The following is a 12,951-nucleotide window of genomic DNA, read 5'->3' as shown; positions in this document are numbered from 1 at the left end:
CGATTTCCATGCGACAATTCACTCCCTCGCCACCTCGTCATCTTGGCGTGACGATGGCGGTCGACTGTCAGGTTTGGCGGCAAGATAAAAACTTGTCAAACTAATTTTTGTCTGACAAGTTACTCACCAGAGACGAGAGCGGCGCCAAGCCGCCCGGGCCATACCAGGGAGAAGATCACCGTGACGCTCACCGTTTCGGCTCGCCGCAAGGTCGGCAGGACGGCGCTCGAACTGCCCGTTTTCGGCTTCGGCGCTGCGCATATCGGCGAACTTTACGGCAAGGTCGACGAGGCCGACTCGCAGGCCACGCTGAACGCCGCCTGGGACGCCGGCGTGCGCTTCTACGATACCGCTCCGTGGTACGGACGCGGGCTGTCCGAGCATCGCCTCGGCGGCTTCCTCAGGACCAAGCCGCGCGCCGAGTTCCAGATCACCACCAAGGTCGGCCGCACGCTGCACCGCCCCAAGGACCCCAAGACCTTCGATCGGTCGCCGTGGACCGGCGGGCTGAACTTCGAGGTCAATTTCGACTACAGTTACGACGGAGTGATGCGCTCCTACGAGCAGGCGCTGCAGCGGCTCGCCCTCGATACGGTCGACGCGCTGATCATTCACGACCTCGACGCCGGCTTCCACCAGGACAAGCAGGCCGGCTACGAGAAGCAGCTCGTCTCGGGCGGCATCAAGGCGCTGGAAGAGCTCAAGAAGACCGGCGACATCCTCGCCTACGGCATGGGCATCAACACCAACGACGCCCTCGAGAACACCTCGACGCTGGTCGACATCGACTTCTGCCTCGTCGCGATGCCCTACACGCTGCTCGACCAGGAGAGCCTCAACCGTGGCATGGCGAACCTCGCCAGACGCGGCATGTCGGCGATCATCGGAGCCCCCTTCGCGTCGGGCATCCTCGTCACCGGCTCGAAGGGACCGGCGCATTATGCCTATGGCAAGGCCTCGCCCGAGATCCAGGCCAAGGTGCGCGGCATCGAGGCCGTGTGCGCGGCCCACAAGGTGGCGCTGCCCGCCGCGGCGCTGCAGTTCGTGCTGGCCCACCCGGTCGTCGCCTCGGTGATCCCGGGTGCCGCGCGTCCCGGCGAAGTGACCGCCAACATCGCCTCTCTCGGCGCCCCGATTCCGGCGGCCTTCTGGTCCGATCTCAAGTCCGAGGGCCTGATCGTCGGTGACGCCCCGGTTCCGGCCGGCAAGTAGGGCGAGCGGATGACCGGCGCGACCACCAACGCCAGGCCGCTGCTGTCGGCCCGCGGCATCTCGAAGTCCTTCGCCGGCGTCGAAGTGCTGCGCGACGTCGACCTCGACCTCATGCCGGGCGAAATCCATGCCCTGCTCGGCGAGAACGGCGCCGGCAAGTCCACCTTCGCCAAGATCGTCGCCGGCGTGCACCGGCCCACACGCGGCATGCTGCAGCTCAACGGCGAGGCCGTCGAGGTGACGAGCCCGCTGGCCGCCCAGCGCCTCGGCATCACGCTGATCCACCAGGAGCCGATCTCGTTTCCCGACCTGTCGGTGGCCGAGAACCTGGTGCTCGGACGCGGCAGCGGCTCGCCGCTGTCGCGCGTGCCGTGGGCCGACATCATCGGCGATGCCCGGCGGCTGATCGACCTGCTCGGCGTCAAGATCGACGTGAGCCGCCCGATGCGCGGCCTCTCGATCGCTGATCAGCAGATGGTCGAGATCGCCCGCGCCCTGGCCTCCGACAGCCGCCTGATCATCATGGACGAGCCGACCGCGCCGCTCACCCCCAAGGAGGTGGAGACGCTGTTCGGCATCGCCCGGCGCCTGCGCGACGAAGGCCGCACCATCATCTTCATCAGCCATCGGCTGGAGGAGGTGCGCGCCCTGTGCGACCGCGTCACCATCTTCCGCGACGGCAGCAAGATCGCCACCGAGGATATCGGCGGCCTGACGGACGCGGACATCATCCGGCTGATGATCGGGCGCCCCCTCAAGGAGTACATGCACAAGGGCAAGAGCCATATCGGCGACGTGGCGCTCAAGGTCGAGGCCCTGACCCTGCCCGGCTACTTCGAGAACATCAGCTTCGAGGTGAGGAAGGGCGAGATCGTCGGGCTGGGTGGCCTCGTGGGCGCCGGGCGAACCGATGTCGCCCGCGCCCTGTTCGGCGTCGCCCCGGCCGCGAGCGGCATCGTCTCGGTCAACGGCAAGGTGGTGAACATCACCGATCCGTCCCAGGCGATCCGTGAAGGCCTGGCCTTCGTGCCCGAGGACCGGGCCGTCGCCGGAATCTTCCGCACGCTGTCGGTCGAACAGAACATCACGGCCGCCGTGCCGCGGCAGATCGCCCCCTCGGGGGTCATCCGGCGGGCCATAGAGAAGGCGATGGCGCACGACTCGGTGCGGCGCCTGCGCATCCGCCTCGCCTCCCTGCGCCAGCCGATCGGCGAATTGTCCGGCGGCAACCAGCAGAAGGCGATCCTCGCCCGCTGGCTGCTGACCGATCCGAGCGTGCTCATCCTCGACGAGCCGACGCGCGGCATCGACATCGGCGTGAAGGCCGAGTTCTACGACATGATCGGCGAACTCGCCGCGGCCGGCCGCGCCATCCTCTTGATCTCGTCGGAACTGCCCGAACTTCTGGCGCTCTGCGATCGCGTCCTGGTGATGTCCGAGGGGCACCTGACGGCCGACATTCCGCGCGCCGACGCGACCCAGGAAAAGATCATGAGCGCTGCCGTGCCGCAGTTCCGGGAGGCCGCGGCATGAACATGCTCCGGGCCCTCTTCGTCCGGCGCGAAGCCGGCATCGCGGTGATGATCGTGCTGTTCTGCCTCGCGGTCGGGGCGATCAAGCCGCAGTTCCTCAGCCTCGACCAGTTGCGCATCATCCTGCTGCTGACCCCGCTGATCATGATCGCGGCCATGGGCCAGATGATGGTCATCGTCGCCCGCCACGTCGACCTGTCGATCGGCTCGACGCTCGGCTTCTCCGCGATGGTGAGCGGCATGCTCTATCGTTTCGACGTGGACTGGTTCGGCTTCGACGTCCCCTGGTGGACGGGCATTCCGGTATCGGTCGTCGTGGGAGCGCTGCTGGGTTTCGGAAACGGCGTCCTCATCCAGCTGTTCCGACTGCCGGCGATCATCGTGACGCTCGGCACGCTCAGTCTCTATCGCGGGCTGACCTTCATCATCTCCAATGCCAAGCAGATCGACCGGCAGTGGATACCGTCGGAAATCAAGGGCCTGTCGCAGACCTCGCCCTTCACCTTCCCCGAGTTCCTGCCGGTCGTGGGCAAGTTCAACATCCCCTGGATCGTCGTGCTCGCCTTCGGCATCGCCGTCCTCGCCTACCTGTTCCTCATGCACACGCGGATGGGTCGGCAGATCTACGCCATCGGCTCGAACCCGGTGGCGGCACCGCTGCGCGGCATCAACGTCACCCAGGTGACGCTGACCGTGTTCACCATTTCCGGCGCCCTCGCCGGCCTCGCCGGCATCATGTACGCGAGCCGCTGGGGGTTCGTGAATCCGTCCAATACCGGCAACGGCTTCGAGTTCCAGGTGATCGCCGCCGTGGTGATCGGCGGCGTGTCGATCAATGGCGGCGTCGGCACAGTCTTGGGGACGGTGCTGGGGGTGCTGCTGCTCGGCTGCGTCGCGGCCGCGCTGCCGCTTCTCGGTATCCCCGGGACCTCGCAGGCAGCGATCTATGGAGCCGTGATCCTGATCGCCCTGCTGATCGACCGGACCGTCCGCCAGCAGGGGATCGTCGGCCTGAGGAGGGTGCGGCCATGAGCGCCTCCGAGATGCCGACTGCGCCGACGACACAGGATGCGGCCCCGCCCCGGCCGGCCTGGCAGGTGCTGCTGATCCGCCCCGAAACGATGACGCTGGTGCTGCTGATCCTCGGTGTGTTCGCCGGCAGCCTGCTGTCGCCCTTCTTCCTCGACATCGGCTACATCCTCAAGAGCTTCACGCTGTATGCCGAGTTCGCCATCGTCGCGCTGCTGCTGACCATGGTCATCATCGCCGGAGAGATCGACCTGTCGCCGGCCGCCAACATGGCGCTTTCGGCCTGTGTGTTCGCCTGGCTGCAGCAGGCGGGCGTGCCGATGCCGGTCGCGGTGGGCCTCGGGCTGCTGTCGGGCCTCGCGATGGGCGCGCTGAACGCGTTCTTCGTGATCGCGCTGCAGCTGCCCTCGATCATCGTCACCATCGGCACGCTGACCCTCTATCGCGGCCTCGCCCAGGTGATCGCCGGGGACAAGTCGATCCGCGTGCCGGAGTGGTTCATCGGCATCGACAAGGTGATGATCGGCGGCATTCCGCTGCCGGTCGTGGCCTTCGTCGTGCTCGCCATCGTCCTCGGCTTCGTGCTGAGCGGGACCATTTTCGGGCGCCAGATCTACCAGATCGGCACCAACGAGGTGGCGGCGCGGCATGCCGGCATCCGCACCGCCCGCATCAAGACCGGACTGTTCCTCGGCATCGGCCTTGTCGCCGCGGTGGCCGGGATCCTGACCGCCTCGCGCCTCGGCTCGGTCCGCTACGACCTCGGCCTCGGCGGCGAACTGCAGATGGTGCTGATGGCCATGCTGGGCGGCACCTACATCTTCGGCGGACGCGGCACGATCCTCGGCACGTTCCTCGCCGCCTGGCTGCTGGTCATCGTGTCGACCGGCATGATCGTCGCCAACGTGCTTCCCGCCGTCCAGCTCGTCGTGCTCGGCGTGCTGCTCATCGTCTCGATCGTCGCAACCAACTTCATCTATTCCCGCACCCAGAGGTAGCGGGCGCCAAGCCGGCCCCACCGGCATCCACACCAGGAGGAAAAACGTGTTGAAGAAATCCCTGCTCATCGGCCTGGCCGCGGGCTTTGCCATGGTCACCGGCGCACTTGCCGCCGATCCGATCAAGATCGTCTACATCGGCAAGAACACCGGTAACCCGTATTTCGACTCGATCACCGGCGGCTTCGAAGACGCCTGTGAGAAGCTCGGCTGCGAATTCGAGTTCGTCGCCCCGGCGACGGCGGAAGCCACTTCGCAGATCCCGTTCATCGAAGCGCAGATCCAACGCGGCGTGAACGTCATCGGCATCGCGCCCAACAGCCCCGATGCGCTCAACCAGGTGCTCGACGCCGCCAAGGCCAAGGGCATCCTCGTGCTCACCGTGAACGGCGACCTGGTCGGCAACGAGAGCCACCGCGACGCCACCATCCTGCCGGTCGACTTCACCAAGACCGGCCCGAACCAGATCGAGCTGACCGGCTCGCTGATCGGCTACGAGGGCGAGATCGCCATCCTGTCGGCCACCACCGAGGCCCCGGACCAGAACACCTGGATCGCGGCGATGAACGAGACGCTCAAGAACGACCCGAAATACGCCAAGATGACTCTCGTCGCCACCGTCTACGGCGACGACCAGCCCGAGAAGTCGACCACCGAAATGGAAGCGCTGCTCGCCAACTACCCGAACCTGAAGGCCGTCATTGCCCCGACCACCGTGGGTATCGCCGCTGCCGCCCAGGTCGTGCAGAGCCGCGGCATCGCCGACAAGGTCGCCGTGACCGGTCTCGGCCTGCCCAGCGAGATGCGCGACTTCATCAAGGACGGCACCGTGAAGGCCTTCCAGCTGTGGTCGCCGTACAATGAAGGCTGGCTCGCCGTGCACTTCGCCCTCGGCGTGCTCGACGGCTCGATCAAGAACGAAGTCGGCAACACCTTCGAAGTGGAGAACCTGGGCACCATCAAGATCGAAGAAAAGAACGCGATGAACACCCAGGCCGAACTGACCACGTTCGACATCAACAACATCGACAACTTCAACTTCTGATCGACCTCGAGGGCGCCGAGCCATCGGCGCCCTCCCCCCATTTCGAATGCGCCTGCCGACCCGGCAGAGGAACCCCACATGAACAGCTACGATTTCAACGGCCGGGTGGCCATCGTCACCGGCGGCGGCCAGGGTATCGGCCTCACGGTTGCCGAGCGCATGCTGGCGAGCGGCGGCAAGGTATCGGTCTGGGACCGGGACCAGAAGCTCGTCGACGCGCTTGCGGCGCGGTTTCCGGCGACGCAGCTGCAGGTGCTCAACGTCGATATCGGCGACCTGGCCTCGGTCGAAGCCGCTACGGCGAGGGTCGTGGCGCAGTTCGGCCGGATCGACATCCTCGTCAACAACGCCGCCATCGTCGGCCCGAACGCCAATACTTGGGAATACCCGCCACAGGCCTTCATGGACGTCGTGCACATTGGGCTCGTCGGCACCTTCTTCGTGTCGCGCACCGTCATTCCGCACATGATCGCGCAGAATTACGGGCGCATCGTCAACCTCAGTTCGGTCGCCGGCAAGGAAGGCAACCCGGGCGCTCCGGCCTACTCGTCGACCAAGGCGGGTGTCCTCGCCCTCACCAAGTCGATGGGCAAGGAACTGGCGACCTACAATATCGCGGTCAACGCCGTGACCCCCGCGGTCGCCAAGACCACGATGGCGATGAGCCAGGCTCCGGACTTCCTCAAGATGATCCTCGCCAAGATCCCGCGCGGCCGCATGCTGGAACTGAGCGAGGCCGCAGCCATGATCTGCTGGCTCGCGACGGAGGAAAACTCCTTCACCACCGGTGCCGTGTTCGACCTGTCGGGCGGGCGCGCGACCTACTAGGGCACGTTGCCGAACGGGCCTTTCCCCCTCGGGGGGGGATTCGGATCACCCGGCCGAGGAATGGCCGGAGACCTCGACCCAAGGAGTATCGCACCGGGTTCGTCTGACCATTGAGGCCGGATCGGGCCTCGGCTAACGATGCACAGATGGGGATACCGCCGAGGCGATCGGCGAGGATTGGGGGAAGTACCGATGCATATGAGTTCTCGTGGCCTCGCCACGCTGCTTTTTGTTCTGCCGCTCGCCGCCTGCAACGGCGCCGACTGGATCACCGGTGGCGACCTCGTGACGCCGGGCACGGCGACGGGCACCATCGAGGTGGTCAATGCCACCTCCGACGACCTGCATGCCGTGCTGATCTCCAACTGCGATGCCAGTACCTATGGCCTCAACCGCCTGCCCGAGGGCACCGTCATTCCGCCCGGCAGCAGCTTCGCCTTCACCGTCTCGGCCGGGTGCTGGGATGTCGACGCGGGCACCCTGGGCGTCGGCGATGCCAAGCAGCGCATGGATGTCGCGGCCGGCGGCATCACCCGCTACACCATCAACGGATGAGGCGCCTCACGGCCGGCGCCTGCTCACCCTCCAGATCGAACCGCTGCCATCGTCGCTGACGTAGAGCGCGCCGTCCGGGGCGATGGCGACCCCGACGGGGCGGCCCCAGACGTCGCCGTTCTCCAGCACGAAGCCGGTGACGAAGTCCTCGTAGACGCCGGTCGGCCGACCGTCCTCGAACGCGAGCCGCACGACCTTGTAGCCGGTGCGACTGCCGCGGTTCCACGAGCCGTGCAGCGCGACGAACGCGTCGCCGCTGTAGCCGGGGCCAAAGGCGTCGGTCTGCGCGAAGACAATGCCGAGCGGCGCCGAGTGCGCCTGAAACAGCACGTCGGGCAGCGTGACCCTGTCGGCGAGATCCGGGCGGGGCGCCTGCCGCCAGCGCGGATCGGGGTTGGCCCCGATATAGTACCATGGCCAGCCGTAGAAGGCCCCGTCGGTGACCGACGTGGCGTAGTCGAACGGCAGGTCGTCGCCCAGCGCATCGCGTTCATTGACGACGCACCAGGGCAGGCCGCTGGCCGGATCGAGCGCCATGCCGGCGCAATTGCGCAGCCCGGTCGCCCAGACCCTCCGGCCACTGCCATCGGGCGCCATGGCGAGCACGGCGGCCCGGCCGGCTTCCTCTCCCCAGGCGCCGCCGAGGGGAGCGGTATCCGCCCACGCCGCGAGGCCTCCGGGTGGCTCCGCACCGATGCGCTGGGCGACGTTGGACTGCGAGCCCACCGCGTAGAACAGGGTGGCGCCATCCTTCGAGAACACGATGTCGCGGGTCCAGTGGCCATTGTCCGGGATGTCGTCGAAGAGCTGTTCGGCCACCCCGGCCGCGGCGGGGCCACCATCATAGGGAAACCTGACGAGGCCGTTGCTCTCGGCGACATACACCCACTCGGGCGCGGCAGGCGGATAGAAGGCGATGCCGTACGGGGCCTCGAGGTCGCCGGCGAACCTCACCGGCTCGCCATACCCGCCCCTGAGCACGAGGACTTCCCGCGCCGCGGAGTTGGCGATGAACAGGTCGCCATTGGGGGCAAAGCGCAGCGCCCGCGGATTGTCGATGCCGTCGGCAATGAGCGCGACCTCGAAACCCTCGGGAACGTTCGGCAGCAGGCCCTCGGGGCGCAAGACGCCGCCGGGGGCATTGGACGACGAGCCACCGGGATCGGGCGCCGGACTGTCGCTCGCCCGGATCAATCGACGCACCCCCGGCGCATCCTCACGGTAGTCGCCGAACGCCGCGCTGCCGGTCAGCGGCGTCTGCTGCGCCTGAGCCGCCGGCACGAGCGCGGCCACGGCAGCGGCGACGGCGACGACTTCGATCCAGCGCATTCACTCTTCTCCCCGATGGCGCGGCGACCATAGACCCAACGCCCTCGGTCGGGGAGCGTTCCGGACTACACAGCCTGGTGACCGAAGCTCTTCATCGGCACTTGCCGATGAAGCCCTCGGATGCGAGGATGGGGCCGTCCTCGGCAGCAGAACCCCATGTCACAGCTCTTTTCTCCCTACACCCTGCGCGGCCTGACGCTGCGCAACCGCACCGTCGTCGCCCCCATGTGCCAGTACTCGGCGCAGCACGGCGTCGCCAACGACTGGCACCTCGTGCACCTGGGCCGCTTCGCGCTCGGCGGCTTCGGCCTCGTCATCTTCGAAGCGACCGGCGTCACGCCGGAGGGGCGGATCTCCTACGGCGACCTCGGCCTGTGGGACGACGAACAGATCCGGCCGCTGAGTCGCATCGTCGATTTCCTGCACCGGGAGGGCGCCGCCGCCGGCATCCAGCTGGCGCATGCCGGACGCAAGGCTTCGACCCCGATTCCATGGCGGAACGGCTTCGACGAGACCGCGGCCGAAAAGGCCGAGCTCGCCTTCGAGGCGTGGACCCCGGTGGCCCCCAGCGCCCTCATTCACGCCGACAAGCTCGGGTTCACGGCCCCCGATGCCCTCGACGAGGCCGGCATCGCCGCGGTGACCACGGCCTTCGCCGACGCCGCGCGGCGGGCGGAAAGGGCCGGGTTCGAAGTCGTCGAAATCCACGCGGCGCATGGCTACCTGCTCAACCAGTTCCTGTCCCCCATCGCCAACCGGCGCACCGACCGCTATGGCGGCAGTCTCGAGAACCGCATGCGCCTGGTGCTCGAGGTGGCCGAGGCGGTGCGGGCCGCCTGGCCGGAGGACAAGCCCCTGTTCGTGCGCATCTCGGCAGTGGACGGCAGCGACGGCGGCTGGACCATCGCGGACTCGATCGCGCTGGCCGGCGAACTGAAGGCGCGCGGCGTCGACGCCATGCACTGCTCGTCGGGCGGTTTCGACGGCTACGGGCTGAAGCCCGGGCCGCACTATCAGGTTCCGCTGGCCAGGGCCGTGCGCAGCGGCGGGCTGCCCACCATTGCCGTGGGGCTCATCGACGACCCGGCGGCGGCGGAGGCCATCCTCACCCGCGGCGACGCCGACCTCATCGCTCTGGCTCGCGGTGCGCTCGAGGATCCCAACTGGCCGATCCATGCCCACCACGTGCTGGACGGCGCTGACTACGAGCTCTGGCCCAAGCAGGCCCGGGCCCGCATCCGGGACAAGGATCGGGCCATGGGCATCCGGCAACCGGGTTGAGTGGCCGTCCCTCGTCCCGAGGCCCTTGCGCCGGGTCGACCGAGCTACCATCTCGGTCGGACCACCGGAGGGCCGAGACCATGACCACCAAGACCGCCGTTCTCGCCCTGCTGGCGATGTGGGGCGTCGGCTCGCCGGCCTGCCTGCCGGCGCTCGCCGCCGAGGCCGCCGCGGGGACCGACGGCAGCATCGAGGCCGCCCTGCCCGGCCTCACTGACCGCGTGTGGAGCAGGATCGACGACGGCGGACTGCCCGGGGTGATGAAGGTCTTCCTGTCCGACGGGACGCTGATCGAAGATTCCTGCTGGGAGACGCACCGCCTCAGTCCCTGGCGAATCGTCTCCGAGACCACGGTCAGCTGGAACGAGGACGGCATCGATATCGACGCCGAGATCGTCTCGCTGACCGACGCCGAACTGGTGCTGAGCCTGCAACTGGTCGGCGGCACCGTCGAGGAGCGCTACCAGCCGGCCGCGGTTCCCTTTGTCTGCCCGGATATCCCCAAGGGCTGAGCCGATCAGTTCAGCCCGAACGGATCGTATTGCAGCAGCCAGCTGAGCAGCCAGTTCTCGTCGCTGCCCATCGAGGCAATGTCGTCGACCTTCCAGCCATCGGCCTCGCGCACCAGCGCGACGCCGAGCAGGCTGGTGTGATCGAAATTGTGGAAGGTCACCGTGGCCAGCGCCCGTTCGCCCTGCACCACGGGCTGGCCGATGGCGAGATCGAGGAGCAGCGAGTTCTGCCCTTCGATGAAGGGATCAAAGCTCAGAAGGTCGGGGGCATTGGGATCGACCGGAACGCCGGCCGGGTCGGCGCTCTGGCGCTGCAGGTTTGCCGCGTACAGGGCCTTGAGCCGGGTCGAGTAGAACTGCTCGAGCCCATCGTGCCGCGCCCCGCTGGCATAGGGCTGGTAGATGGCATCGAGCAGTGCCCTCGGATCCTCGAAGGCCTGGGCCCCACCGGCCGACATGAACGCAATGACGATGGCTGCAGTGAACTGTCGCATGATTTCCGCTCCGGCAATGGCGGCTCGCTAGCAGGACCTTGCGGCGCAAAGGCGGCGCTGCCGCGCCCCGATCAGGGCAGCGGCGATTGCAGGATGTCGAGCAGATCGTAGGTGTAGTCCTCGATCTTGCCCCACACATTGTCGATCTTCCAGCCGCCGTTCTCGTTGACCAGCAGGAAGCCGAGATTCTGCGGCGTGCCGAAGTTCTCGAAGGTGACGTGCACCGCTGCCTTGCCGCCCAGCAGATAGGGCTCGTCGATGACCAGCTTGCCGATCTCGTAGTCCTGGGCGTTGACATAGACGTCGAAGCCGAGCCGCCCCATGTCCTCTCCCGCTTCCTCGGCGTCCTTGTCGAACAGCGCGTTCAGCCGATCGCTCTGCAGGTCGCGCTGGCTGGGCGGGAAGTCATTGGGCGACAGGTAACCGGCATAGAGCGCCTCGATGACCGCCCTGGGGGTGGAGTAGGTCTCGGCGAGCGCCGGCAGCGACGAAGCGAGAAACGACAGGGCAACGAGCAGCAGGCGCATGGAAGAACCTCAGTTGAACCAGAAGGCATAGCCGAACAGCTGGTCGCCGAAGACCCGGTTGGCCTCGGCGAACGAGTCGGCGCTGGCCACCGGCCCATCCCTGAGGAAGGGCAAGGCGTCCAGCCCGGTCAGCAGCATGACCAGGTCCGTGCGGGTGGCGTTCTCGAAATAGGCGCGGAGGTCGAACCCCTGCCGGAACCGCCAGTGCGGCACGAGCAGCCGACCGTCGAGGATGGCGTCGGCCGCATCGAGGGTGGCCCGCCATGCGGCAACCGTCTCGTCGGTGACGCCGGCATCGGGGACGATCGAGGTCTGCCGCGGACTGGGGACCAACTCGCGATTGTCGTCGGTCTCGGCCAGAATCGCATCCCAGTTGCGCCGCGACAGCGCCGTGACCGACTTGAGGCGCTCCAGCACGCGCTTGAGGCGCATCGGCTCGGTCACCGGCCAGTTGATGGTGTGGACGGCTGCGATCAGGTCGGCGATGGCCTTGTCGGACTCAGGGTCGAGCAGCATCACCGAGTTGCCCTCCATGAAAGGCTGCATCGGAAACCCGGCGCTCGGGAAGAGTCGATGGAAGGCGGCGGCGGTGAAGCTCTCGAAATCGTGGGCGAGGAGGAAGTCCGCCTGCGCCGCGAGGACCTGGGTGTAGCCGGCAAGCCAGATGGCATCGGCCCGGTCGAAGCCGATCGTCAGGTCGGGCGCCTCGGCGGGGCCCGTCGAGGCGTCGGGCCGCATCCCGAATGCCGCCGCCAGCACGTTGCCGATGCTCTCCGCCTCGGACGCACTGCCGTCGGCATCGAGGTCGATGCGGATCCGGGCGAGGTCCACCGGAACGACGTAGTCGCCCGTCTCGCCTGCCTCGAGCAGCGACGCGCGGGCCGCGTCCATGTCGGCGACGAACCGCGACAGGATGGCCCGGTATCCCGGGTAGTCGAGCGGCTGCGGCGCCGAATTGGCCGGAACTGGCAGCTCGAGCTGCGGTCCGGCCACCGGCCCCCCGTCGGGCGCGGCAAAGCCGTGGCGATAGAAGGCCTTCGCCAGATGCTCGACGGCGCTGACGAAGCGGATGAAGCCGATCCCGAACGCTCCCTCCTGGACGAGCCGTTCCCGGAACGGCGCCAGGTCGGCGAGACCTTTTTCCAGGCCACCGGCATAAAGGGCCTCGCGCGTGATGTCTCCCGCCTCCCCCGCCGTGACCGGCATGGCGAGCGAGAGGACAAGACAGGCGCTGGCGAACAGCTTCAGCATCGGACGCTCTCCCGGTTCGCCCCCCGGCTACCGCGACGCCAGAGCAAGCCACTGATCTTCGTCGAGCACAAGGATGCCGAGGTCCTGGGCCTGCTTGAGCTTGCTGCCCGCGCCCGGCCCGGCGACGACGATATCGGTGTTCTTCGAGACCGAACCGGCCACCTTGGCGCCCAGCCGCTCGGCCATGGCCTTGGCTTCGCCGCGCGTGAGCTTTTCGAGCGTGCCGGTGAAGACCACGGTCTTGCCGGCCACCTCGCTGTCGGCCGAGACGGTCAGCACATAGTCGTTCGGCCTCACCTGCCCCAGCAGCCTGTCGAACGCCGCGACATTGCGCTCGTTGGCGAAGAAATCGCGCAGC

The 12,951-nt window shown here is 67.5% G+C and carries 14 protein-coding genes; 9 read left to right on the top strand and 5 right to left on the bottom strand.

Going from position 1 to position 12,951, the window contains the following annotated elements:
- Nucleotides 1-180 precede the first annotated feature (180 nt).
- The 7 genes from ACE3TU_RS11930 (at nt 181) to ACE3TU_RS11900 (ending at nt 7,199) form a co-directional block, all read left to right on the top strand.
- Nucleotides 181-1,212, top strand: coding sequence for an aldo/keto reductase (locus ACE3TU_RS11930; RefSeq protein WP_374624436.1), 1,032 nt, complete (start codon nt 181-183; stop codon nt 1,210-1,212).
- A gap of 9 nt (nt 1,213-1,221) precedes the next feature.
- Nucleotides 1,222-2,745 (top strand): sugar ABC transporter ATP-binding protein, encoded by a 1,524-nt coding sequence (locus ACE3TU_RS11925; protein ID WP_374624434.1) that lies wholly within the window; start codon nt 1,222-1,224, stop codon nt 2,743-2,745.
- Nucleotides 2,742-3,776: an ABC transporter permease gene (locus ACE3TU_RS11920; RefSeq protein WP_374624432.1), complete on the top strand. Its 1,035-nt coding sequence runs from the start codon at nt 2,742-2,744 to the stop codon at nt 3,774-3,776. Before ACE3TU_RS11925 ends, ACE3TU_RS11920 begins: the two co-directional genes overlap by 4 nt.
- Nucleotides 3,773-4,771 (top strand): ABC transporter permease, encoded by a 999-nt coding sequence (locus ACE3TU_RS11915; RefSeq protein WP_374624430.1) that lies wholly within the window; start codon nt 3,773-3,775, stop codon nt 4,769-4,771. The genes ACE3TU_RS11920 and ACE3TU_RS11915 overlap by 4 nt, the downstream gene beginning before the upstream one ends.
- Before the next feature lie 49 nt (nt 4,772-4,820).
- On the top strand, nt 4,821-5,816 hold the full coding sequence (locus ACE3TU_RS11910; RefSeq protein ID WP_374624428.1) for a substrate-binding domain-containing protein: 996 nt from the start codon (nt 4,821-4,823) through the stop codon (nt 5,814-5,816).
- Nucleotides 5,817-5,894: 78 nt separating this feature from the next.
- A complete protein-coding gene (locus ACE3TU_RS11905) occupies nt 5,895-6,644 on the top strand; it encodes an SDR family NAD(P)-dependent oxidoreductase (RefSeq protein WP_374624426.1) in 750 nt (249 codons plus the stop codon).
- Nucleotides 6,645-6,836: 192 nt separating this feature from the next.
- Nucleotides 6,837-7,199 (top strand): hypothetical protein, encoded by a 363-nt coding sequence (locus tag ACE3TU_RS11900; RefSeq protein ID WP_374624424.1) that lies wholly within the window; start codon nt 6,837-6,839, stop codon nt 7,197-7,199.
- A gap of 6 nt (nt 7,200-7,205) precedes the next feature.
- On the opposite strand, the gene ACE3TU_RS11895 is transcribed toward ACE3TU_RS11900, so the two are convergent.
- Nucleotides 7,206-8,528 (bottom strand): sorbosone dehydrogenase family protein, encoded by a 1,323-nt coding sequence (locus tag ACE3TU_RS11895; protein WP_374624422.1) that lies wholly within the window; start codon nt 8,526-8,528, stop codon nt 7,206-7,208.
- A 156-nt stretch (nt 8,529-8,684) separates the two neighbouring features.
- On the opposite strand from ACE3TU_RS11895, the gene ACE3TU_RS11890 reads away from it, so the two are divergent.
- The gene (locus ACE3TU_RS11890; RefSeq protein WP_374624420.1) at nt 8,685-9,809 is read left to right on the top strand and encodes an NADH:flavin oxidoreductase/NADH oxidase; all 1,125 of its coding nucleotides are present in this window, start codon (nt 8,685-8,687) and stop codon (nt 9,807-9,809) included.
- An 80-nt stretch (nt 9,810-9,889) separates the two neighbouring features.
- On the top strand, nt 9,890-10,321 hold the full coding sequence (locus tag ACE3TU_RS11885) for a hypothetical protein (protein WP_374624418.1): 432 nt from the start codon (nt 9,890-9,892) through the stop codon (nt 10,319-10,321).
- A gap of 5 nt (nt 10,322-10,326) precedes the next feature.
- Here the strand turns inward: ACE3TU_RS11885 and ACE3TU_RS11880 are convergent, their stop codons facing one another.
- The 4 genes from ACE3TU_RS11880 to ACE3TU_RS11865 all read right to left on the bottom strand — a co-directional run.
- On the bottom strand, nt 10,327-10,815 hold the full coding sequence (locus ACE3TU_RS11880) for a hypothetical protein (RefSeq protein WP_374624416.1): 489 nt from the start codon (nt 10,813-10,815) through the stop codon (nt 10,327-10,329).
- 71 nt (nt 10,816-10,886) lie between these two features.
- The gene (locus ACE3TU_RS11875; protein WP_374624414.1) at nt 10,887-11,342 is read right to left on the bottom strand and encodes a DUF3828 domain-containing protein; all 456 of its coding nucleotides are present in this window, start codon (nt 11,340-11,342) and stop codon (nt 10,887-10,889) included.
- Between the two features lie 9 nt (nt 11,343-11,351).
- Complete coding sequence (locus ACE3TU_RS11870; RefSeq protein WP_374624412.1) at nt 11,352-12,593, bottom strand: hypothetical protein; 1,242 nt, start codon at nt 12,591-12,593, stop codon at nt 11,352-11,354.
- A 27-nt stretch (nt 12,594-12,620) separates the two neighbouring features.
- On the bottom strand, nt 12,621-12,951 hold a 331-nt coding region (locus tag ACE3TU_RS11865), incomplete at its 5' end, for a BRCT domain-containing protein (protein WP_374624410.1).

The sequence above is a fragment of the Devosia sp. genome, assembly GCF_041917035.1.
Lineage (GTDB): Bacteria > Pseudomonadota > Alphaproteobacteria > Rhizobiales > Devosiaceae > Devosia_A.
Note: the sequence above shows the minus strand (reverse complement) of the source record. Positions and strands in the feature narration are given on the sequence as shown.

What these genes read in the sequence shown, in the direction of transcription:
- ACE3TU_RS11925 (WP_374624434.1), top strand. Translation starts at nt 1,222, where the DNA reads ATGACCGGCGCGACCACCAACGCCAGGCCGCTGCTGTCGGCCCGCGGC.
- ACE3TU_RS11920 (WP_374624432.1), top strand. Translation starts at nt 2,742, where the DNA reads ATGAACATGCTCCGGGCCCTCTTCGTCCGGCGCGAAGCCGGCATCGCG.
- ACE3TU_RS11915 (WP_374624430.1), top strand. Translation starts at nt 3,773, where the DNA reads ATGAGCGCCTCCGAGATGCCGACTGCGCCGACGACACAGGATGCGGCC.
- ACE3TU_RS11905 (WP_374624426.1), top strand. Translation starts at nt 5,895, where the DNA reads ATGAACAGCTACGATTTCAACGGCCGGGTGGCCATCGTCACCGGCGGC.
- ACE3TU_RS11900 (WP_374624424.1), top strand. Translation starts at nt 6,837, where the DNA reads ATGCATATGAGTTCTCGTGGCCTCGCCACGCTGCTTTTTGTTCTGCCG.
- ACE3TU_RS11895 (WP_374624422.1), bottom strand. Translation starts at nt 8,528, where the DNA reads ATGCGCTGGATCGAAGTCGTCGCCGTCGCCGCTGCCGTGGCCGCGCTC.
- ACE3TU_RS11890 (WP_374624420.1), top strand. Translation starts at nt 8,685, where the DNA reads ATGTCACAGCTCTTTTCTCCCTACACCCTGCGCGGCCTGACGCTGCGC.
- ACE3TU_RS11885 (WP_374624418.1), top strand. Translation starts at nt 9,890, where the DNA reads ATGACCACCAAGACCGCCGTTCTCGCCCTGCTGGCGATGTGGGGCGTC.
- ACE3TU_RS11880 (WP_374624416.1), bottom strand. Translation starts at nt 10,815, where the DNA reads ATGCGACAGTTCACTGCAGCCATCGTCATTGCGTTCATGTCGGCCGGT.
- ACE3TU_RS11875 (WP_374624414.1), bottom strand. Translation starts at nt 11,342, where the DNA reads ATGCGCCTGCTGCTCGTTGCCCTGTCGTTTCTCGCTTCGTCGCTGCCG.
- ACE3TU_RS11870 (WP_374624412.1), bottom strand. Translation starts at nt 12,593, where the DNA reads ATGCTGAAGCTGTTCGCCAGCGCCTGTCTTGTCCTCTCGCTCGCCATG.